Source organism: Sphaerisporangium sp. TRM90804, assembly GCF_029846175.1.
Lineage (GTDB): Bacteria > Actinomycetota > Actinomycetes > Streptosporangiales > Streptosporangiaceae > Sphaerisporangium.
Genome location: NZ_JARWAC010000034.1, coordinates 40,630 through 61,929, shown reverse-complemented (window position 1 = coordinate 61,929; position 21,300 = coordinate 40,630). Strand labels below are relative to the sequence as shown.

Annotated in this window: 20 protein-coding genes; 8 read left to right on the top strand and 12 right to left on the bottom strand. The window is 70.6% G+C overall.

Annotated elements, in window-relative coordinates; all coding sequences use genetic code 11:
• Nucleotides 1–194: 194 nt before the first annotated feature.
• Nucleotides 195–989 carry a PhzF family phenazine biosynthesis protein gene (locus PYR91_RS33875; RefSeq protein WP_279786651.1) on the bottom strand — a complete coding sequence of 265 codons (795 nt, stop codon included), beginning with the start codon at nt 987–989 and terminating at the stop codon, nt 195–197.
• A gap of 165 nt (nt 990–1,154) precedes the next feature.
• Between PYR91_RS33875 and sepF the strand changes: the two genes are divergently transcribed.
• Nucleotides 1,155–1,535 carry a cell division protein SepF gene (gene sepF / locus PYR91_RS33870; protein WP_279786649.1) on the top strand — a complete coding sequence of 127 codons (381 nt, stop codon included), beginning with the start codon at nt 1,155–1,157 and terminating at the stop codon, nt 1,533–1,535.
• Nucleotides 1,536–1,583: 48 nt separating this feature from the next.
• On the opposite strand, the gene PYR91_RS33865 is transcribed toward sepF, so the two are convergent.
• The 8 genes from PYR91_RS33865 to PYR91_RS33830 all read right to left on the bottom strand — a co-directional run bounded on the left by PYR91_RS33865 (nt 1,584) and on the right by PYR91_RS33830 (nt 9,650).
• Nucleotides 1,584–2,936, bottom strand: a complete 1,353-nt coding sequence (locus PYR91_RS33865) for a hypothetical protein (RefSeq protein ID WP_279786661.1) — start codon at nt 2,934–2,936, stop codon at nt 1,584–1,586.
• 332 nt (nt 2,937–3,268) lie between these two features.
• Complete coding sequence (gene argS / locus PYR91_RS33860) at nt 3,269–5,002, bottom strand: arginine--tRNA ligase (protein WP_279786647.1); 1,734 nt, start codon at nt 5,000–5,002, stop codon at nt 3,269–3,271.
• Nucleotides 5,003–5,145: 143 nt separating this feature from the next.
• Complete coding sequence (gene plsX, locus PYR91_RS33855; RefSeq protein WP_279786645.1) at nt 5,146–6,165, bottom strand: phosphate acyltransferase PlsX; 1,020 nt, start codon at nt 6,163–6,165, stop codon at nt 5,146–5,148.
• Between the two features lie 78 nt (nt 6,166–6,243).
• Nucleotides 6,244–6,810, bottom strand: coding sequence for a DUF1707 domain-containing protein (locus PYR91_RS33850; RefSeq protein WP_279786644.1), 567 nt, complete (start codon nt 6,808–6,810; stop codon nt 6,244–6,246).
• A gap of 153 nt (nt 6,811–6,963) precedes the next feature.
• Entirely contained in the window at nt 6,964–7,125 is a 162-nt protein-coding gene (locus tag PYR91_RS33845; RefSeq protein ID WP_279786642.1) for a hypothetical protein, read from the bottom strand.
• Between the two features lie 142 nt (nt 7,126–7,267).
• Complete coding sequence (locus tag PYR91_RS33840; RefSeq protein WP_279786640.1) at nt 7,268–7,801, bottom strand: YbhB/YbcL family Raf kinase inhibitor-like protein; 534 nt, start codon at nt 7,799–7,801, stop codon at nt 7,268–7,270.
• Between the two features lie 60 nt (nt 7,802–7,861).
• Nucleotides 7,862–8,668, bottom strand: coding sequence for an ABC transporter ATP-binding protein (locus tag PYR91_RS33835; protein WP_279786659.1), 807 nt, complete (start codon nt 8,666–8,668; stop codon nt 7,862–7,864).
• Between the two features lie 22 nt (nt 8,669–8,690).
• Nucleotides 8,691–9,650, bottom strand: coding sequence for an ABC transporter permease (locus tag PYR91_RS33830; RefSeq protein WP_279786638.1), 960 nt, complete (start codon nt 9,648–9,650; stop codon nt 8,691–8,693).
• A 444-nt stretch (nt 9,651–10,094) separates the two neighbouring features.
• Between PYR91_RS33830 and PYR91_RS33825 the strand changes: the two genes are divergently transcribed.
• The 5 genes from PYR91_RS33825 (at nt 10,095) to PYR91_RS33805 (ending at nt 15,758) form a co-directional block, all read left to right on the top strand.
• Nucleotides 10,095–11,741, top strand: a complete 1,647-nt coding sequence (locus tag PYR91_RS33825) for an ABC transporter substrate-binding protein (RefSeq protein ID WP_279786636.1) — start codon at nt 10,095–10,097, stop codon at nt 11,739–11,741.
• Between the two features lie 115 nt (nt 11,742–11,856).
• Complete coding sequence (locus tag PYR91_RS33820; protein WP_279786635.1) at nt 11,857–12,798, top strand: ABC transporter permease; 942 nt, start codon at nt 11,857–11,859, stop codon at nt 12,796–12,798.
• The gene (locus tag PYR91_RS33815) at nt 12,791–13,711 is read left to right on the top strand and encodes an ABC transporter permease (RefSeq protein ID WP_279786634.1); all 921 of its coding nucleotides are present in this window, start codon (nt 12,791–12,793) and stop codon (nt 13,709–13,711) included. Before PYR91_RS33820 ends, PYR91_RS33815 begins: the two co-directional genes overlap by 8 nt.
• Before the next feature lie 15 nt (nt 13,712–13,726).
• Nucleotides 13,727–14,764 (top strand): ABC transporter ATP-binding protein, encoded by a 1,038-nt coding sequence (locus tag PYR91_RS33810; RefSeq protein ID WP_279786632.1) that lies wholly within the window; start codon nt 13,727–13,729, stop codon nt 14,762–14,764.
• A complete protein-coding gene (locus tag PYR91_RS33805) occupies nt 14,748–15,758 on the top strand; it encodes a dipeptide ABC transporter ATP-binding protein (protein WP_279786631.1) in 1,011 nt (336 codons plus the stop codon). Before PYR91_RS33810 ends, PYR91_RS33805 begins: the two co-directional genes overlap by 17 nt.
• A 135-nt stretch (nt 15,759–15,893) precedes the next feature.
• Here PYR91_RS33805 and PYR91_RS33800 read toward each other — a convergent pair whose 3' ends face one another.
• Complete coding sequence (locus PYR91_RS33800; RefSeq protein ID WP_279786630.1) at nt 15,894–16,706, bottom strand: SAM-dependent chlorinase/fluorinase; 813 nt, start codon at nt 16,704–16,706, stop codon at nt 15,894–15,896.
• 443 nt (nt 16,707–17,149) lie between these two features.
• On the opposite strand from PYR91_RS33800, the gene PYR91_RS33795 reads away from it, so the two are divergent.
• Nucleotides 17,150–17,464, top strand: coding sequence for a DUF3263 domain-containing protein (locus PYR91_RS33795; RefSeq protein WP_279786629.1), 315 nt, complete (start codon nt 17,150–17,152; stop codon nt 17,462–17,464).
• 45 nt (nt 17,465–17,509) lie between these two features.
• Nucleotides 17,510–18,325, top strand: a complete 816-nt coding sequence (otsB, locus tag PYR91_RS33790) for a trehalose-phosphatase (protein ID WP_279786657.1) — start codon at nt 17,510–17,512, stop codon at nt 18,323–18,325.
• A gap of 45 nt (nt 18,326–18,370) precedes the next feature.
• On the opposite strand, the gene PYR91_RS33785 is transcribed toward otsB, so the two are convergent.
• Together PYR91_RS33785 and PYR91_RS33780 are read right to left on the bottom strand one after the other, a co-directional pair.
• Nucleotides 18,371–19,621 carry an MFS transporter gene (locus tag PYR91_RS33785; protein WP_279786627.1) on the bottom strand — a complete coding sequence of 417 codons (1,251 nt, stop codon included), beginning with the start codon at nt 19,619–19,621 and terminating at the stop codon, nt 18,371–18,373.
• A gap of 119 nt (nt 19,622–19,740) precedes the next feature.
• Nucleotides 19,741–21,168: a trehalose-6-phosphate synthase gene (locus PYR91_RS33780; RefSeq protein WP_279786626.1), complete on the bottom strand. Its 1,428-nt coding sequence runs from the start codon at nt 21,166–21,168 to the stop codon at nt 19,741–19,743.
• Nucleotides 21,169–21,300 lie beyond the last annotated feature (132 nt).

Sequence of the window (21,300 nt, the reverse complement as noted above, 5' to 3'; positions counted from 1 at the left end):
AAGTTAAGCTTTCCAGCGCCGATGGTACTGCACCGGGGACGGTGTGGGAGAGTAGGACACCGCCGGACAAAATTTTGTGAATACAGATGACGCGAGGGAGCCATCCACGGATTGTGGGTGGCTCCCTCGCGTTGTTCCTGTTTGCTGGTGTGTGTGTTGGGGGCCGTCCACGGTGTGGGCGGCCCTTTTCGCGTTCAGACGTGTAGTTCGCCGCTCCAGATCGTCACGGCGTCGCCGGCCAGGAGCGTCCTGTCGCCGCGGACGGTGGTGTGCACGACGCCTCCGCGCTCGGAGAGCTGCGCGCCCACCAGGGAGGCCGCACCGAGCTTCGCTGCCCAGTACGGGGCAAGCATGCAGTGCGCGGAACCCGTCACCGGATCCTCGTCGACGCCGGCGTTCGGCGCGAAGAACCTCGACACGTAGTCGGCGCCCGGTGAGGACTCCCCGGCGCGGGCGGTGACGCACACCGCCCTGGCGTCGACGGCCGCCACCGAGGCCATGTCGGGGGCCAGCTCGCGTACGGCCCGCTCGGACTCGACCTCCACCAGAAGGTCGAGCCGGCCCCTGCCCACCCACACCGGGGAGGTGCCGAGCGCCTTGGCCAGGGCCTCCGGAGCCGGCGTCTCCACGGGCGGGTGCGACGGGAAATCCATCGAAATACGGCCGTGATCAAGAAGTTCGGTGGTCAGGATTCCGCTCTTTGTAGAAAACTCGATCGAACCCGAGGCGGCGCCCAGCGAATACAGGATGTGCGCCGCGGCGAGCGTCGCGTGCCCGCACAATGTCACCTCCACCGCCGGGGTGAACCACCGCAGCGAGTAGGGGCGCCCCTCTCCCGCCTCCTGGACGAAGGCCGTCTCGGAGTGCCGCATCTCTCTGGCCAGGGCTTGCATCCACCCGTCGGATCTCGGGGAGTCCAGCAGGCAGACCGCCGCCGGGTTACCCTTGAAGGGCTCTTCGGTGAAGGAATCGACGGTGTAGACGCGCATGCCGTCGATCCTATCGACCCCCAGATATTGAGTCGAAACGCCCCTGATTTCCCGGCAAAATCAAAAGTACTCGGGCGTGTCGCGCCGTCCGGGCCGACACGTCCGTTACGGTCATTTGTGTCGGGGCACGGCGAAAGTGGCCGGTTCTCGCGGAAAGGACAGCCGATGGGGGCAGTGCGCAGGGTGGTGAGTTACCTTGGCCTGGACGATGGGGATCAGTACGACGAGGCATACGACGAGTACGAGTACGAGGATGAGTGGATGCCCGCGTCGGAACGGGCCGCCAGGCGCTGGGGGTCGGGTGGGGATCCCGCACGGATCGTGATGGTCCGCCCGCGGAAGTACTCCGACGCCCTCATCGTGGGCCAGCACTTCCGTGAGGGGCAGGCCGTGATCATGGACGTCGCCGGGATGTCCCTGGCCGAGGCCACCCGCATGGTCGACTTCGCCGCCGGCCTCACCTACGGCTGCGAGGGCCGCATCGAGCGCATCGCCGACAAGGTCTTCCTCCTGGCCCCCGCCGACGTCGAGATCACGACGACGTAGCCGGGTGACCCTCCGTTTCACGCGGAGGGTCACCCGGCCGCGCCCGGGTCAGGCGACGGCGGGGCCCCGGCGGAGCAGGCGGCCGAGGGTCGCCAGGTGTTCGGTGGCGGTCTCGGCGCGTTCGGTGGACTCGCGGGCGTAGTCGTGCAGGGCCCAGACCGCGCCGTCGGCCAGCTCGCGCAGCTCGGCCTTCTCCCGTTCGACCCGGCCGGCCTCGGCCTGCTCACGCACCGTGCGACGCCACAGGACGTATCCGGCCACGCCTCCCAGCACCAGGCTGGCCACCGCGAACCACTCGGAGACCGTGAAGGCCAGCACCAGGGCGACGATCGGCAGCATCGCCGGCAGGTAGGCGAGCCAGCGACCGGAGACGCGGCTGGCGCCGTCCGCGGCGATCTTCGCCTCGGCGGCGGCCAGCGAGTCGGCGTCCGGCCCTTCCGGGCGGAGCGTGACCTGGTGGCCGTTGATCGGCACGGTGATCTCGGACGGCGGCGCCGCCTGCGCCGCCTCGGCGAACTCCTCGGCGGCGGCGCGCAGGGCGGGCGCCGCGACGTGGAACGCGATGGCCGACAGCGCGGGGTCGGCCCCGGCGCGTACGTCGTCCAGCAGGTGCTCGGTCAGAGAGCGCGACGCCGCCGGCTGCTCGTCGGCGCCGGCCAGCGAACGCAGCACGCTCAGCGGTTCCTCCGCCGTGGACGGCGGCTGTGCCGCCTCGGGGCGGCGCGGGGCGGTGATCTGCCTGCACCGCTCCAGCAGGTGCGACAGCCGCGACGCCGCCTCGATGGACTCGGCCAGCTGCGGGACGCCGCCCAGGGCGGGCAGCGCGGCCAGCGCGGGGGACTCCGCGGCCGGGGACTCGCCGGACAGCAGGGCGCCCACCCAGCGGTCGGGCTCCACCGCCGTCGCCGCGGCCGCGGCGTCGAGCCTGCGCATCACGAAGATCTTGCCCGCCGGGCCGTAAGCCCCGCGCGCCGCGACCGTCCACAACGCCCGCTGACCCGGCGTGACGGGCCGGTCGGTCGCGAGGTCGCCGAAGGCGGTGCCGAGCCAGGAGGCGTGGATGCGGTCGCCGTGCCCGCTGATCGCCAGGCCCAGGCAGAGGAACAGCGCCGTGCGGGTCTCGTCGAGCGTGGCCGCGCGGCTGAGCGGCTCCAGGGCGTCCTGGCCGGTCAGGAGGAGCAGCAGCGCCTCGGCCGCGGGCGCCAGCCAGTCGTCGGGCGCCTCCAGCGCGCCCGGCGGCGGTTGCGGGGGCGTGTCGCCGGCGGCGAGGCCGGCGAGCAGCGTCTCCACGAACCGTCGCAGCTCGGCGGAGTGCCGCGATTGAGGAGGCGAGGCCTCCGTCGTGTCCGGGACACCGGGGTCGGCGGCTCCGTGGGTGCCGGGGTCGGCGGTCAGATCCATGCTCAAAGCGGGCAGCTCCCCGAAGGCGTGTGGAAGGCCCCCGCGGGTGAGGGGTCGGCGGGCACTCCCATGACCGCGCCCAGGTTAGACCTTCCGGCGCGGCCGTGTACGACGGCACGCCGAGCTGCGCCACCAACTTGATGGACCGAAGGCACGACCCGTGCCCGATGCTGACGGATCCCCCGCTCGCCGGGACGGTTCCGTGAAGGTGCGCCGGGGACGGCGGTGGTTCGGCCCGGATCGCGGGAAAGGCGCCGGGCCCCGCGCGGGCGGAGGCGGACGCACCGATGGCGGGCCGTTGACCTCACGGGGCCCTCGGCGGCGCCGCGGGGCTACATGCGGTCGGGGATGGGGACGCCCAGCAGGGTGAGGCCGGTCTCCAGGACGCGGAGCGTCAGGGCGCACAGGGCGAGCCGGGACTCGCGGGTGGCGGGCGGGACGTCGTCGCGCAGCACGGGGCACTTCTCGTAGAACGTGGTGAAGGCGCTGGCGGTCTCGAACAGGTAGCCGCTCAGGCGGTGCGGCTCCGCGGTCTCCCCTGCGGTCTCGACGACGGTGCCGAAGCCGAGCAGCTGCAGGGCCAGGGCCCGCTCGGCGGGCTCGCCGAGGTCGATGGCGCCGGTGGCGGCGGACGGCGCGATGCCGGCCTTGCGGAAGATCGAGCGGATGCGGGCCGTGGCGTACTGCATGTAGGGGCCGGTGTTGCCGGTGAAGGCCAGCATGCGGTCGAAGTCGAAGATGTACTCGCTGTCGTGGCTCACCGAAAGGTCGGCGTACTTCACAGCGCCCATGCCCACCATGTGGGCGATCTCGGCGCGGGTGGCCTCGTCGTACCCACGGTCGGCGATCGCGGCGGACGCGCGCTGCACTGCCTCGTCGAGCAGCGCGGAGAGCTTGACGGTCTCGCCGCTGCGGGTGCGGAACCGGCGGCCGTCGGAGCCGAGCATCATGCCGATCTGGATGTGCTCGGCGGAGACGTCGTCGTTCAGCCAGCCGGCCTGCCGGGCGGCCGCGAAGATCATCTGGAAGTGGAGCGACTGCTCGGCGCCCACCACGTACAGGATGCGGTCGACCTTGAGGTCGCGCACCCGGTAGCGGATGGCCGCGAGGTCGGTGGTGGCGTAGCCGTACCCGCCGTCGGACTTGCGGATGATCAGGGGCAGCGGACGGTCGTCGCTGCCCTTGAAGCCGGGCGGGAACACGCACAGCGCGCCCTCGCTGACGACCGCGGTGCCGGCGGCCTCAAGGTCGTCGCAGGTCTCGGCGAGCATGCGGTTGTACATGCTCTCGCCGGCGATGTCGGCGTCGGTCAGGGTGACGCCCAGCGTGCCGTACACCCGGTTGAAGTAGCGGATGGTGGCGTCCATGAACAGGTGCCACAGCCGGATGGTCTCGGGCTCCTCGGCCTGCAGCGTGGACACCCGGGTGCGCGAACGCTGCTTGAACGCCTCGTCGGAGTCGAACTTGGCGCGGGCCTCCTGGTAGAACTCGCTGCCCCCGCCGGCCTCCAGGCGGGCGAGCGCCGGGCCCTCGCCGATGTCGAGGAGGTGCTCGATCAGCATGCCGAAGGGCGTGCCCCAGTCGCCGAGGTGGTTCTGCCGGATGACGCGGTTGCCGAGGTACTCGTGGACGCGGGCCAGCGAGTCGCCGACGATGGTGGTGCGCAGGTGGCCGACGTGCATCTCTTTGGCGGCGTTGGGCGCGGAGTAGTCGATGACGACGGTCTGCGGCGGGGCGGTGAGCCCCACGCCGGTGCGCGGGTCGTGCAGGGTGCGGGACGCCTGGTCGGCGATCCAGGCGTCGTCGAGCGTGATGTTGAGGAAGCCCGGCCCGCTGATCTCGACGCCGGCGAACACCCCGGACGCGTCGAGGGCCTCGGCCAGGGCCTGGGCGACCTCCCGCGGCGCGCGGCGCAGCCGCTTGGCCAGGCTCAACGCCACGTTCGCCTGGTAGTCGGCGAACTGGGACGGCCGGATCAGCGGATCGGCGCCTGCGTACTCGGCGCCGAAGGCGGTGCCCAGCGCCTGCTGGACGCGTTCGGCGAGCACGATCTGCGGGTCGGTCATGCACCAAGGATATCCGCTGATCATCACCCCTCCGAGAGGGTTTCCCCCGGCCGCGGCGAGCGGGGCGTCACGGGACGGTCAACGCCGGGCCGGGGCGGCGTCCGCGCCTGACCTGCCGGAACGCGCACAGGCCTCGCGGGCGGTCACCAGAGGCGGTGTGACCTGTGGGCGGCGGCGATGCGCTCGCCGACGCGGGTGGCGGTGCCCTGGTGGGCCAGCGCCGAGGCGAGGGCGCAGGCGGCGGCGATGCCCTTGGCCGTGGACGAGCCGTGCGCGATGACCACCGTGCCGTTGAGGCCGAGCAGCGCCGCCCCGCCGTACGCCTCGGGGTCGAGCCGCTGGCGCAGGTCGCGGAGCCGGCCGCGCTGGAGGGTGGCGCCGAGCCGCGAGAGCCTGCCCGTCTCGATGGTGTCGCGCAGCTCGCTGAAGGCGTACCGGACGGAGCCCTCCATGGTCTTGAGCGCGACGTTGCCCGTGAAGCCGTCGGTGACGATGACGTCGACGGCGCCGGTCAGCAGGTCGTGGCCCTCGATGTTGCCCGCGAAGTTCAGCCCCGGAAGGGCAGTGATGAGCTCGTGGGCGCGTTTGGTCAGCTTGTTGCCCTTCCCGGCCTCCTCGCCGATCGTGAGCAGGCCGACCTTGGGGGAGGCGATGCCGAGGGCGGTCTCGGCGTACGCGACGCCCAGGTGGGCGAACTGTACGAGGTTCTCGGGCTTGGCGTCGGCGGTCGCGCCGGCGTCGAGCAGCACGGTGGGCTGGGGACGGGTGGGCAGCTGCACGGCGATGGCCGGCCGCAGCACGCCCTGCTGGGCCTTCAGCCGGAGCCGGCCCGTGGCGACCACGCCCGCCGTGGAGCCCGCCGAGACCACCGCGGCGGCGTCCCCCCTGCGCACGAGGTGACAGGCGACGGCGATGCTGGAACGGGGCCTGCGCAGGCTGGCCAGGGCGCCCTCGTCCATCGCCAGGGCCTCCTCGGCCCGCACGATCGGGATCTCGTCGACGGCGTCGTGCTCGGCGAGCGCCTCGGCGACCGCCCGCGGCGCGCCGACGAGCACGACGGGAACCCCGTGCTCCCGTACGGCGCGCACCGCTCCGGCCACGATCTCGCCGGGGGCGTTGTCGCCTCCCATGGCGTCAAGGGCTACGGGCGTAATGCCGTCCAAGCGGTCACCTCGTGCGGAATCAGGTTGTGTCCCGCATCGTAGGTGGACGAGGAGACTGCTGTGAGCGCCGCGGCGGGCTCAGCGGCGGACGACGATCTTGCCGAACATGGCTCGCCCCGTGACGCGGATGAGCGGGGTGTTGGGGTCGTTCGTATCGGCTCCGCCGGAGATGTCGCGCTTGGAGAACAGCGCGCTGCCGCCCTCGTCGAGGATGCGGGCGTTCTTGGGAACCCGGATGATGAGCTTGCCGCAGAAGGAGTCGGCCTGCAGGGTGATCTCGCGCCCCGGCATGACGGCGTCGGTGAGGTCGACGATCAGCGCTCCGAACCAGGAGCGCAGCAGCGTGTGCCGCCCGGTCACCCAGCGCCCGCGGCGGATCACCTTGCTGAAGATCGCGGAGACCTCCTGGCGGCCGGTGCCCGGCGCCTGGGAGGCGGTGCCGGTGGTCTCGGGCAGGTCGCGGACGATCGGGGCCAGCTCGCCCAGGGTGACGGCGGAGTACGCGGCCTCCAGCCGGTCGGCGTGCTCGACGCTGGTGAGGCGGCCGGTGGCGAGCGCCTCGCCGATGACGGCGGCGACGCGGTCGCGGTCGGCGTCGGAGGCCCGCTGGGCGCCGTCGCCTTCGAAGCTCATAAGGGAACCCACCCGCTCAGAGTAGCCCAACTCAAGATATGTCGCGATAAGGAATGGTGTTTGTCATCGACCATTCCGGCCCTCGCATGACCGAAGGCCGGCGCCGGGGGGCGCCGGCCTTCGGAGTGAAGGGCGGGATCGGTGGTGGGCTGGAGTGCGGGCGTCTCAGCCGCCCGGACCCCTGACGTAGGTGCGGCGGGCGATCTGGGCCTGCAGGCGGGCCATCTGCCAGTGCAGCTCGATGACCTGCTGGGCGAGCAGGCCCCGTGGAATGTCCGACGGGTCTTCCGCGGACAGTTGATCGATCGCGTTCGTGAGCTCTCGCACCCCGCACCCCCACTCCATAGCGGCTTCCCTCTGGTTCGAATGTTCGTTCGAATCATAGTGGACCGCCGCCCGCAGTGTCAGCAGTTTCACGTGCGGTGTCGGAGTTCTGTACGGTCTAGTGAGGCGTACGGCGACGCGGCTGTCAGATCTCGTACACCGGGGCGACGTAGCCGCGCGCCAGGGTGTTGGCGGTGATGTTGAAGCCCACCACCGCGGGCGGCGTGTCCGGGTCGAGGCCCAGCGCGTCGACGCCGAGTGCGTGCACGGCGAACAGGTAGCGGTGCGGTGACCCGGGCGGCGGGGCGGCGCCGCCGTACTGCTTGATGGAGTAGTCGTTGCGGCTGTGGACGGCCCCGTCGGGCAGTCCCTTCAGCTCTCCCGAGCCCGCGCCGGTGGGCAGTTCGGTCACCTCGGCGGGGATGTCGAACAGGACCCAGTGCCAGAAGCCGCTGCCGGTCGGCGCGTCGGGGTCGAAGCACGTCACCGCGTAGCTCCGGGTGCCCTCGGGCGCCCCCGACCAGCGCAGGTGCGGGGAGACGTTACCCCCGCTCATCCCCCAGTCGTCGAACACGTGATCGTCTGAGAGGCGCTCGCCGTCGCGGACGTCGTCACTCTCGACGGTCAGCCACGGAACCTCGGGAAGGAAGTCGTACGGAATCGGCGGCTGCTTGGGCATGGTGACCTCCGATGGAAGGGCGTTGCCGGACGCACCCCATCTTGCCCCGTCGCGCGAGGGTCAGGCGTTGTAGGCCGCGAGCACCGTCGCGGGGTCTCCGTCCATCTTGATCTGCCCCTTGTGCAGCCAGATGACCCGGTTGCAGGTCTCCTCGATGACGTCGAGGTTGTGGGCGACGAGGAACACCGTGCCCGCCTCGCCGCGCATCTGCTGGATGCGCTCCTGGCTCTTGCGCCGGAAGTCGCGGTCGCCGGTGGCCAGCGCCTCGTCGATGAGCAGCACGTCGTGGGTCTTGGCCGAGGCGATCGCGAAGCGCAGGCGGGCGCCCATGCCCGAGGAGTAGGTGGACATGGGGAACTGGACGAACTCCCCGATGCCGGAGAACTCCACGATCTCGTCGTAGCGCTCCTTGACCTGGGCGGGGGTCATGCCCATGGCATAGCAGCCGAGCACGATGTTGCGCTCGCCGGTGAGCTCCCGCATCAGGGCGGCGTTGACGCCGAGCAGCGACGGCTGGCCGTCGGTGTAGACCGAGCCGCTGTGCGGGGGGAGCAGGCCGGCGATGGCGCGCAGCAGGGTGGACTTGCCCGAGCCGTTGCGGCCGACGATGCCGATGGCGTCGCCGTGGTGGGCGACGAAGGAGATGCCCTTGATGGCATGCACCTCCTTCATCTGCGGCCGGCCCTGCCGCCGCAGGAGGCGGATCAGCGCGTTGGCGGCGTTGCCCTTCTCGGCGGCGCTCGCCGCGCCGTACACGCGGTAGATGATGTGCAGGTCGTCGACGATCACCGTGGGGGTGCCCGAGGGGGCGGCGACGCCCTCGGCGGCTTCCTTGACGGGTTGGTGCTGCTCTTGCGGGTGGGCCATCCGGGACGGCTCCTTGGTCAGCTCAGCCACGGCCATACCTCTCCTCGGCCCGCCAGAAGTACCAGAAGCCGCCGATCAGCGCCACGGCGGCCCAGAAGCCAGCGTATAGCCACAGTTGCGGCAGGCTGCTGTGGGGAAACCCCTTCTGTACCAGGTCGTCCGAGTAGGACTTCATCAGCAGGTGTCGCATGAGGTCGATGAAGACCGACGGGGGGTTGAACTCCAGCAGGAACCGCGCCCAGGCCGGCTGGTCGGCCATGCGGGCGTGGATGCTGAAGAACACGCCGGAGGTGTAGAGCCAGGTGCGCAGGATGAACGGCAGGAGCTGGTTCATGTCGCGTGCGAACGACCCGATGCGGGCGATCAGCAGGCTGGCCCCGAGGTTGAAGATCGTCTGAAGGATCAGCGCGAAGGGGATGAGCAGCCATGCCCAGGTCAGCGGCTCATGGGTGAGCAGCACGATGCCGAACAGGACGCCCATCGAGATGGCGAGCTGCTGGAACTCCTGGATGACGTACGCCAGGGGCAGCGCGGCCCGGGGGAAGTGCAGCGCGCGGATCAGCGAGAGGTTGCCGGAGATCGACTTGGCGCCGCCGGTGATCGAGCGCTGGGTGTAGGAGTAGACGAACACGCCCGTGATGAGGAAGGCGGTGTAGTTCGTCAGGTCGTCCTTCTGCCCCAGGATCAGGCCGAACATCAGGTAGTAGACCGCGGCGTTCAGCAGCGGGGTCAGTACCTGCCAGAGCTGGCCGAGCGCCGCCTGGGAGTACCGCGAGACGTTGCGCGACGTCGCGTACGTCAGGACGAAGTGGCGCCTGTCCCACAGTTGGCGCAGGTAGACGGGCAGACTTGGACGCGCGATGGCGCGTCGCAACCCGTGGCGCTCGGCGAGCGCGGACAGCGAATCCTTCCCGTTGGGGGAGGAGCCGCCCGCCCGGTCGCCCGCCCGGGAGTCCGCGACAGCGGATTCCGGCTGACTCATGGCATGGACTCTAGAGGATGCGGATGAATGACATGCCTGCGGCGGTCCTCGTCCGGCGGCGTCGCGGCGGCCCCGATGCCCGTCCAGAAGCCTTCGGCGCCGTCGACGCAGGTCGGCGACACGGGGGAGTCGGCGGTGGCGGACGCAACCCATGATGCGATCTATGGAGGGCCTGTGTACCTTAGTGAGGACTTTATGCCGTATCAAGGCATTATTAACGGCCTAGTTGGTATGCGTGTGACGTCCGGACAGGGACACGTGTGACCGAACTGCAACGCGCCAGAGACTCGCTGGTGAGAAGTAGTGAGGGATGCTCACGGTCGACTGGCAGGGCGTCGTCTGATTTGACCGTGTCCGCGAATCCCGGGGTCAGATCCCCTGGGACCGCCCCGACATGAGCGGTTCAGTGCGCTACGCCCACCTTAGAGGGAGGAATAATCCACGATGCGTGTGACCAAGGGCGCACAGATCGTCGCCGGCACCGCGCTGCTCGCACTCGCGGTCGCGGCGTGTGGTGGTGGCGGTGAGTCGTCGGGCACCGGTTCCACCGCCGGTGCCGGCGGAGCCGCTGGAGCGGTACGGGTTGAGATCGCAGAACCCCAGCACGACCTCATTCCGGGCAACACCACCGAGACCAGCGGCGCGGAGGTGCTGAACGCACTCTTCGTCGGTCTCGTGGACTACGACGCGGAGAAGAAGCCCTACAACCGTGTCGCGGAGTCCATCGAGTCGCCCGATGCCACGACGTGGACGATCAAGCTGAAGGACGGGTACAAGTGGCACAACGGTGAGCCCGTCGTCGCCCAGAACTTCGTCGACTCCTGGAACTACACGGCCAACGGCGCCAACGCCCAGGAGGGCAACTACTTCTTCGGAAGCGTCAAGGGCTACGACGAGATGAACCCGGGCGAGGGCAAGACGCCGACGGCCACGACCCTGGCGGGTCTGAAGGTCGTCGACGACAAGACCTTCACGGTCGAGCTCAAGAACCCGTTCTCGGGCTTCCCGACCATGCTCGGCTACACCGCGTTCTACGGGCTGCCCAAGGCCGCCTTCGAGTCCGAGGGCAAGCTCAAGGCCGACTTCGGCGGCAACCCGGTCGGCAACGGCCCCTTCAAGATCTCCAAGCCGTGGAAGCGCGGCACGGACCAGACCATCTCGACGGTCCGCAACGAGGAGTTCATGGAGGGCAAGGCCAAGATCGAGGCGGTCGACTTCAAGATCTACACCGACCTCAACACGGCCTACAACGACCTGCGCGCCGGCAACCTGGACATCATGGACCAGCTGCCCGCCGAGCAGATCGCCTCCGCCAAGCAGGAGTTCGGCGAGCGGTACATCGAGCAGCCGTCCTCGGGCATCGGCTACATCGGCTTCCCGATCAAGAGCGGCGCCGACTACGCCAAGAACAAGGACATCCGCAAGGCCGTCTCCATGGCGATCGACCGCAAGACGATCACCGAGACCGTCTTCTCGGGCACCCGTGTCCCGGCCGACGACTTCATCAGCCCGGTCGTCCCCGGCTACCGGCAGGGCGCCTGTGGCGAGACCTGCAACTACGACCCCGCCAAGGCCAAGGAGCTGTTCACCTCGGCCGGTGGTCCCAGCATGGGCGCCATCGAGCTGGGTTACAACGCGGACGGCGGCCACAAGGAGTGGATCGAGGCGGTCGCGAACAACCTGCGCACCAACCTCGGCGTCGAGGTGACCCCCAAGCCGGTGGAGAAGTTCGCCACCATCCTCGACGACCTGGGCGCCAAGAAGTGGCAGGGCGCCTTCCGCATGGCGTGGATCATGGACTACCCGTCGCCGGAGAACTACCTCCGCCCGCAGTTCGGGACCGGCGGGAGCTCCAACTATTCCGGGTTCGAGAGCAAGGAATTCGACGACCTGGTCACGCAGGGCGACGCGGCCAAGACCCTCGACGAGGGCCTGCCCTTCTACCAGAAGGCTGACGACCTGGTGCTGGAGGAGCTGCCGTACATTCCGGTGTACTTCTACCAGACCAATGGTGCGTACTCGGCCAACGTGAAGAACGTGAAGATCGACCCGTTCGAGCGGATCGACCTGTTCAACGTAGAGAAGGCCTGACGTCGACCACTCCGGGTGACCCGGTACATTCGAGTCACCCGGAGTGGGAGACAACCCCACGAGGGCGGCCCAGTTGGTTGCGGCGGGCCGCCCTTTGTAATGATCGGGAGAATCAATGGGCCGCTTCGTCATCAGGCGCCTGCTCCAGGCGATCCCTGTGCTGCTGGGCACCACCTTTCTCATCTTCGCCATCGTGTACGCGCTTCCCGGAGACCCCATCCAGGCGCTGGCCGGCGAGAGGCGTGTCGACCCCATCCTCGCGGCGACGCTGAGAGAGCAGTTCCACCTGAACGACCCGCTCATCGTGCGGTACGGCTACTACCTCCGTGACATCGTGAGCGGCAACTTCGGCACCACCTTCCGCGGCCTGCCGGTTTCGACGATCTTCGAGGGTAAGTTCGCGGTCACCTTGAAGCTCGCCACGACCGCCCTGTTGTTCGAGGCCGTCATCGGCATCGGGCTCGGGCTCTGGGCCGCCCTGCGCCGTGGCCGATGGGAGGACAAGGCCATCCTGGCCTTCACGCTCCTGCTGGTGTCGATCCCCACCCTGGTCAGCGGCTTCGTTCTCCAGCTCGTGCTCGGCGTGCAGCTCAAGACGAGCCTGGGCATCGCCTTCTTCCCCGTCGCGGGAGTGCAGGACGGAATCCGCAGTTATCTGCTGCCCGGCTTCGTCCTCGCCACCGTCTCGATCGCCTACCTCACGCGGCTCACCCGCACGAGCCTGATGGAGACGCTGCGCGCCGACTACGTCCGCACGGCCGTCGCCAAGGGCATGCCCCGAAGCCGCGTGCTCGGACGGCACGCGCTGCGCAACTCGCTCATCCCCCTGGTCACGTACCTGGGCGCGGACCTCGGCGCCCTTATGGGCGGCGCGGTCATCACCGAGACGATCTTCAACCTGCCCGGCATCGGCCAGCAGCTCTTCACCTCGGTCTACCTGCGGGAGAACCCCGTGGTGGTCGGCATCGTGACGGTCCTCGTGCTGATCTACATCGTCGCCAACCTCGTCGTCGACCTGCTGTACGCCGTCCTCGATCCCAGGATCCGCTATGAGTAACGACACTCTGCCGGCTGAGTCCGCCGCGCCGTCGGCGCAGCCCGCCAAGCAGGAGAAGCCCGCCAGCCTGTGGTCGGACGCGTGGTACGACCTCCGGCACAACAAGGTCTTCATCATCGCGTCGATCATGGTGTCGCTCTTCGTCGCCGTCTCGGCGTTCCCGGGCCTGTTCGACACCGTGGGCGTCGCCCCCGTCACCTGCCAGCTCGCCGAGTCCCGGCAGGGCATCAGCGCGGCGCACTGGTTCGGCACCGACAACCTCGGCTGCGACGTGTACTCGCGGGTCATGCACGGCGCGCGCGTCTCGATCGTCGTGGGCTTCGTCAGCGCCGTGGTGACCGGGCTCGTCGGTGGCGCGCTCGGTCTGCTGGCCGGCTTCTACGGGCGCTGGGTCGACGTGATCCTCTCCCGCGTCGCCGAGATCTTCTTCGCCATCCCCTCCATCCTGGGCGCGCTGCTCATCCTGTCGATCATCGGCCGCGACAACGCCGGCATCACCAGCGTGGTGCTGGCCCTGGCGATCCTGGCCTGGCCGATGATCCTGCGCATCATGCGCGCCGCGGTCATCACCGCCAAGCACCAGGACTACGTGGTCGCGGCCCGCGCGCTCGGCGCGAGTCCCGGGCGCATCATGGTCCGGCACATCCTTCCCAACGCGGTCGCGCCGGTCATCGTGGTCTCCACGATCAACCTGGGAGCGTTCATCGCGGGCGAGGCGGCGCTGTCCTTCCTCGGCGTGGGCATCCAGTCTCCGCAGATCTCCTGGGGGCTGATGATCGCGGACGCGCGCAACCGCTTCCTGGAGGCGCCGCTGCCGCTGCTGTTCCCCGCGCTGTTCCTGAGCCTGACCATCCTCAGCGTCGTCATGCTGGGTGACGCGGTTCGTGACGCGCTTGACCCCAAGCTGCGGTAGGAGAGGGCACCGAAGGTGAAGAACCCGTCAATCGACACGCATCCGCCGGCCGACGAGGTCGCGCAGGAGCCGCTCCTCGTGGTGGACAACCTCCACGTGGAGTTCGCCACCCGCCAGGGTGTGGTCCGGGCGGTGAACGGTGTCAGCTACACCGTGAACGCCGGCGAGTCCCTCGCGGTGCTGGGCGAGTCCGGCTCGGGCAAGTCGGTCACCGCGCAGGCGATCATGGGCATCCTCGACATGCCGCCCGCCCGCATCCCCAAGGGTGAGGTGCGCTTCCGCGGCACCGACGTGCTCCAGTTGTCGGAGCAGGCTCGCGGCCAGATCCGCGGCCAGCGCATCGCCATGATCTTCCAGGACGCCCTCTCGGCGCTCAACCCGGTGTTCACCGTGGGCTGGCAGATCGGCGAGATGTTCCGCGTGCACCGCGGCATGTCGCGGCGCGACGCCAACAACAAGGCCGTCGAGCTGATGGACCGTGTGCGCATCCCGGCCGCCAGACAGCGGGTCAACGACTACCCGCACCAGTTCTCCGGCGGCATGCGGCAGCGCATCATGATCGCGATGGCGATCGCGCTCGACCCGGAGGTCCTGATCGCCGACGAGCCCACCACGGCGCTCGACGTGACCGTCCAGGCCCAGATCATGGACCTGCTCGCCGAGCTGCAGCGCGAGAGCAACATGGGCCTCATCCTGATCACCCACGACCTCGGCGTGGTGGCGGACGTCGCCGACAAGATCGCGGTCATGTACGCCGGGCGGATCGTCGAGCACGCGCTCGTCCATGACATCTACAAGAACCCGGCGCACCCGTACTCCAAGGGCCTGCTCGACTCCATCCCGCGGGTCGACATGAAGGGCCAGGAGCTCTACGCCATCAAGGGCCTGCCGCCCAACCTGCTCAACATGCCCCCGGGCTGTGCCTTCCACCCCCGATGCCCGTACGGCCGCCCCAACTGCGTCACCGACGTGCCGCCGCTCTACGAGATCAGCGGGACGCGCGGAAGCGCCTGCCACTACTACCGGGAGGTCCTCGATGGCACCGTCCAGTGAGCGGATCCTGGAGGTCCGCGACCTGGTCAAGCACTTCGCGCTGACCCAGGGCATCGTGCTGAAGCGCCAGATCGGCGCGATCAAGGCGGTCGACGGCGTGTCGTTCGACCTGCACCGTGGCGAGACGCTCGGCATCGTGGGCGAGTCGGGGTGCGGCAAGTCCACGCTGGCGAAGCTGCTGATGGCGCTGGAGCGGCCGACCTCGGGCGAGGTGAAGATCAACGGGATCGACATGGCCAAGGCGCACGGCGGCGAGCTGAAGCGGATGCGCCGCAACATCCAGATGGTCATGCAGGACCCGTACACCTCGCTGAACCCGCGCATGACCGTCGGCGACATCATCGGCGAGCCGTACGAGATCCACTCCGAGGTCGCGCCCAAGGGCGACCGGCGCAAGAAGGTGCAGGAGCTGCTGGAGGTGGTCGGCCTCAACCCCGAGCACATCAACCGCTACCCGCACCAGTTCTCCGGCGGCCAGCGCCAGCGCATCGGCATCGCCCGGGGGCTCGCGCTCCAGCCCGAGATCATCATCTGCGACGAGCCGGTGTCGGCGCTGGACGTGTCGATCCAGGCCCAGGTCATGAACCTGCTGGAGAAGCTGCAGAACGAGTTCAACCTGGCCTACATCTTCATCGCCCACGACCTGTCGGTCGTCCGGCACATCTCCGACCGGGTCGCGGTGATGTACCTGGGCAAGATCGTCGAGCTGGGGCAGGACGCCGCGATCTACGAGCGCTCCAGCCACCCGTACACCCAGGCGCTCCTGTCGGCCGTGCCGGTCCCCGACCCCGAGGGCCGCGAGCAGCGCGAGCGGATCATCCTGCAGGGTGACCCGCCCTCGCCGGCCGACCCGCCTTCGGGCTGCCGGTTCCGCACCCGCTGCTGGAAGGCGCAGGACATCTGCGCGCAGCAGGAGCCGCTGCTGGAGATCCGCGCGGGCGGCCACTACAGCGCCTGCCACTTCGCGGAGGAGCACGACGTCCTGCACGTGTGACCGCCGCCCGCGACGTGACACACGCCGCGAGAGGCCGGTGGAGGGCGCCATGGCGGGGGAGGCGATGGCGCGCCGCGCACGGATCACGGCGAACCCCCCGCGGGCCCTGCCCGCGGGGGGTTCGCCGTTGGATGCTCAGATCTCGGGGCCGCGGGCCAGCCTGACGTGCGCGCCGGGCGGCAGGCCGAGGCGCTGCGCGGCGTCGCCGGAGTTGACCGCGAACGCGACCAGCCCGGCGGAGTCGGTGAACACGACCAGCGTGCCGGGCGGCACGGCGGCGTAGGTGTCGCGGAACGGCATGGTGACCTGCCGCCGCCCCATGGAGACCGCGACGGTGCCGCCCACCCTGATGCCGAGCGCGGCGAGGTCGTCGGCGGTCACCGACAGCTGCACGTTGCCGTAGCGGTCGAGCGAGAGCACCTCGCCCTCCACGGCGTCCTCCCCGCGCCGCGCGGTGGGCGCCGGCAGGGACAGCAGGCGGTCGAGCGGGATCTCCGGGCCGAGGTCGGCCGGCTTGCGCCCCCCGCACAGGTGCGCGGCCACCGGGGCGTAGATGTCGCGCCCGTGGAACGTCGGCGACACCGGTGACAGGAACAGCTCGGTGTTGGCGATCTCGTACGCGGTGCGCGCGCCGCCCGCGGCGAGCAGCGCCCACGACAGCAGCCCGTTGTCGGGGCCGATGAAAAGCCTGTTCCCCGCCTCGACGGCGACCGAGCGGCGGGCCCCTGCGGCGGAGGGGTCGACGGCGGCGACGTGCACGCCCGCCGGCAGGTACGGCAGGGTCTGCGCGAGGATCGCGGCGCCGCGCCTGATGTCGCCGGCCGGGACCAGGTGGCAGACGTCGATGATCCGCGTCTGCGGGGCGATGCTGATGATCACCCCGTGGCATGAGGCCACGAACCCGTCTTCCAGGCCGTAGTCGGTGAGAAGCGTGATGACAGAGGTCACATCTGGTGACTGTACGGCGTGAAGTCGCGGTGTCATAGGGGCGCATCCGGAGAGATCGTGAACGCGGCGATCCGCTGTTCCGGCCGGTCGGCCCGCCGCGCGCCCGGGGCGGGCGGGCGCGTCGCGGACGCGGCGCGGCGCCTTCCTCGTGTCAGCGCGGCCCGGGCGGTGTGACGTTCGACGACCACACCGAACGTCATTCCCCTCCAGGGCGGGCCTATCGCAGTGGTACGAGACGTTTGCCGGTCTCCTCCGAGATGTGGGCGATATGCGGGTCTGCTGAAGTGTCATGAACGGCCCTGGATTCCCGACTACCATGGCCACGGGCCGCATCCGCGGGTCGTGGCCATGGGTCGCTCGTCGGGGCGTTCACGCCCGTCTCCCGCTCCCCCGTGCCCGCTCGCCGTCCCGCGTCTCCCGCGTGCCCGATCGAGGAGGACAGCATGGACACCGCTCCGGAACACGGTGACGCCGACCCCGAGGATCTGCCGGCCCCCCACGCCTCCGGAGAGCTGACCGCACGCGAGCGTGAGCTCCTCGCCTTCGAGCGTCAGTGGTGGCGCCACGCGGGCGCCAAGGAGCAGGCCATCCGCGAGACCTTCGGCATCTCCGCCACGCGTTACTACCAGTTGCTCGGCCGGCTCGTCGAACGGCCCGAGGCGCTGGCCCACGATCCGATGACGGTCAAGCGGCTGCGCCGCCTGCGCGCCTCGCGCCGGCGCGAGCGCGCCGCGCGCCGCCTGGGTATGCGCCCCTGATCACGGGGTACTGCTTCACGCGTGACTAACGATGTTTTGCCGGACATAGCCGGTTTGTCAGCTATCAGGAGCGACCCGGCCTCGGCGGTGATCGGGCTCGACTTCGACGGCACGCTGGCGCCCATCGTCCCCGACCCCGCCGACGCGCGGGTCGCACCGGACGCCGCCGCGGCGCTGGTCAGGCTGGGCGCGCTGGTCGGGGCCGTCGTGATCGTCACCGGCCGCCCCGCCGCCACCGCCATCGCCTACGGTCACGTGCCGGGCGGCCCCGGGCTCGCCGACGTGCCCGGCCTCGTGGTGCTCGGCCAGTACGGCCTGGAGCGCTGGGAGTCGGGGCTGGTGACCTCGCCGCCGCCACCGCCGGGCGTCGACCGCGTGCGCGCCGAGCTGCCCGCCCTGCTGACCGCGCTCGGCCTGCCCCCCGGCGACGGCGAGGCGCCGGGGGTGACCGTCGAGGACAAGGGCCGTGCCGTCGCCGTGCACACCCGGCGCGCCGCCGACCCCGAAGGCGCGCTCCGCACGCTGCGCGAGCCGCTGGCCGCGCTGGCCGCCGCCCACGGGCTGGTCGTCGAGCCGGGCCGCCTGGTGCTGGAGCTGCGCCCCTCGGGCATGGACAAGGGGCAGGCCCTGCTGGCCTTCCTCGCCGAGCGGGGCGCCGGGTCCGTCCTGTTCGGCGGGGACGACCTGGGCGACCTCGCCGCGTTCGAGGCGGTGCGCGACTCGGGACTGCCGGGCGTGACCGTGTGCAGCGCGTCCGCGGAGGTCAGCGAGCTGGCGGCCCTGGCCGACGTCGTCGTGGACGGGCCCAGGGGGGTGGCCTCCCTGCTGTCGGCGCTCGCCGACGCGCTGAGCGGGCGGTGAGCGCCCTCGCGACCGGCCGGTGAGGCCGGTCGCGACCCTCGGTTCTCAGCCTTCGGCGGGGCGGGGAAGCCGCGCGCGGCCGCCCGAGCTGAGGGCGATGCCCACGATCGCGGCCGTGATGAGCAGCGGGACCATGAGGAACGCCGTGTGGGTTCCGTAGCCGTCGGCGAGCGCGCCGAGCGTGAACGGGCCGACGCCGACCGCCACCCCGGCCCAGATCGACCCCGCGGCGCCCGCCTGGTCGGCACGGCCGCCGGAGGCCGCGATCAGCCGCGACAGGGCGAGCGGGAACTGCACCGCGACACCGAGCCCGCTGACCGCCAGCCCCGAGTACGCGAGCAGCGGCTCGGTGCTCAGCCACAGGAGCGCCCACCCGGCGAGCGTCACCACCAGCCCCGCGGTGAGCAGCAGCGCCGGGCTGAACCGCAGCGCCAGGCCGCCGCCGGCGAACCGGCCCACGGCGAGCCCCACGGTGAACGCCGTGAGCCCGGTGGCCGCGGCGGCGGCGGTCATGCCCGTCTGGTCGGCCAGCAGCTTGGCGGCCCAGACGTTGAACAGGAACTCCATGGCCACCAGGCAGAACAGCACCGCCCCGGCCGCGTGGAAGCGCCAGCCGAAGGGCGTACCCGCCGGCCGGGCGGCCGGACCGGCCGCCGGGCCCGGGACGGGGGGCACGTGCGGGGAGGCGGGCGCGTCCTGCGGTGGGGCGAGGGACGGCACCCACACCCGGCCCATCAGCGCCAGCAGCAGCAAGGCGGCGACGGGGGTGAGCAGGATGGCCGACCGCCAGCCGAGCGAGGTCTGGGCCAGCACGCTGACCAGGTAGGACACGCCGATGCCGACGGTGACGCCCACGGCGTTCGCCTCGTTGATCGCCGCGGGCCCGGCCGGGCCGTGGTGGTCGCTCAGCACCGACATGCCGACGTAGAGCGTGATCGAGCCGCCGCCGCTGGCCAGGCCGAAGCCGAGCAGGGTCACCGGCAGCGCCGTGGTGGCCGCGACGCACAGGGTGCCCGCCGCCATCACGAACAGCCCTAGCCAGGTCGCCCCCCGCCTGCCGAACCGGGAGGTGAGCCGGGGGATGGCCAGGCCGCTGATGACGCTGCCGACGGCCATGACCGTGCCGTGCAGCCCCGCCACCGCCTGGGAGACCCCCTGGTCGATGCGCAGCAGGGGAAGCGCGGCCGACAGGCCGTACAGGTAGGTGGAGAAGGTGGAGAGCTGGAGGTAGATCAGCCAGGTGGGGCGGTCTCTGACGAGCCTGGCGCGCGACCCGCCGGACGTGGTCGAGCTCAATGATCCCCCGGTGCCTCGAACCGCTCGAACTCGCAGAAAGGTATCACCGACCTGTTCATCACCGCATGACCGGAATGACGGTTGATGCGCCGGCAGCCGTCCAAGCGTGCGTGCGCGGGTCAGCGCTCCAGGGCGGCGAGCTGGTCGGAGAACCACCGGGTCGGGGGCAGGGCGGTCGCGGCGGCGCGCAGACGGACCCCGCGCTTGGCCCGCTCGTCCTCCGGCAGCAGCAGCGCGTCGTACAGCGCCTGCGCCGTGCCGGAGACGTCGTAGGGATTGACGACCAGAGAGTCGGCCCCCAGCTCGGCCGCCGCGCCCGCCTCCCTGGACAGCACCAGCGCGCAGTGCGGGGCCAGGATCGGCCCCTCCTTGGCGACGAGGTTCATGCCGTCGCGGATGGGGTTGACCAGCAGCACGTCGGCCATGCGGTACGCGGCCAGCGAACGGGCGTAGTCGTCGTGCACGTTGAGGATCAGCGGGTCCCACTCCTCGCTGCCGAACTCGTCCTCGATCTCCTTGGCGCAGCGCTGGACGGCGGCGGTGTACTCGCGGTACTCGGGCAGGTCGTGCCGGGAGGGGTAGGCGAACGCCAGGTGCACGACCCTGCCGTGCCACTCGGGATGGTCGGTGAGGAACTGCCGGTAGGCGAACAGGCCCCGCACGATGTTCTTGGACAGCTCCGTGCGGTCGATGCGGACGATCAGCTTGCGGTCGCCGACGCGGTCGCGCAGGGCGGTCATGTGCGACTCGACGTCCGGCTCCAGGGCTCTGGCCCACAGCGCGTCGCCGTCCACGCCCAGCGCGTGCACGCCGATGCGTGTCGTCCTGCCCTCGTACGTCACCGTGCGCTCCACGCGGTCGACCACCGCGCCGAGCAGGGCCTCGCAGCAGTCCATGAACGCCGACGCCCAGCGGGTGGCCAGGAATCCGGCGTGGTCGGCGCCGAGGATGCCCGACAGAAGTTCGCTGGCGATGTCGTCGGGCAGCAGGGAGAAGTACTCGGGCGGGGCCCAGGGGGTGTGGGAGAAGTGGCCGATGCGCAGATCGGGGCGCTCGACGCGGAGCATGGCCGGGGCGAGGGTCAGGTGGTAGTCCTGGATCATCACCCGGGCGCCGTGCGCGGCCTCCTCGGCCAATGCCAGCGCGAACGCGGCGTTGTAGTCCTGGTAGGACTCCCACTCGCGCCGGAACCGCATGTCGAAGTGCGGGGAGTTGGGGATGTTGTAGAGCAGGTGGTTGACGAACCACAGCGTGGAGTTGGCCACCGCGTTGTAGGCGCGGTGGAACGTCGCCGGCGGGATCTCCAGCATGCGCACCGCGCCGGTGTCGTAGCCCGCCTGGTCGAGGCGCCCGCCCGGCGCGAGACGCACGGCGCTGCGGTCGCCGTCGGACAGCGCGGCGCACACCCACAGCATGTCGGACGCCTTGGCGATCTCCGACAGGCCGGAGACCATGCCGCCGCCGCCGCGGCGCATGGAAAGCGTGCCGTCGTCCGCCAGCGTGAACGACACGGGGCCCCGATTGGAGGCCAGCAGAACTGTGTTCATCCGCCCATCACCACTCCTCGCCCGCCGCCGTGGCGGTCATCCCTCGCCGTACCTCTCCGCTGTGATGCGCACGTGGGCCGCGGTCACTAAAATTTACGCCCTCAATAAGATGTGCTCGTGGGCAGGCGGGCG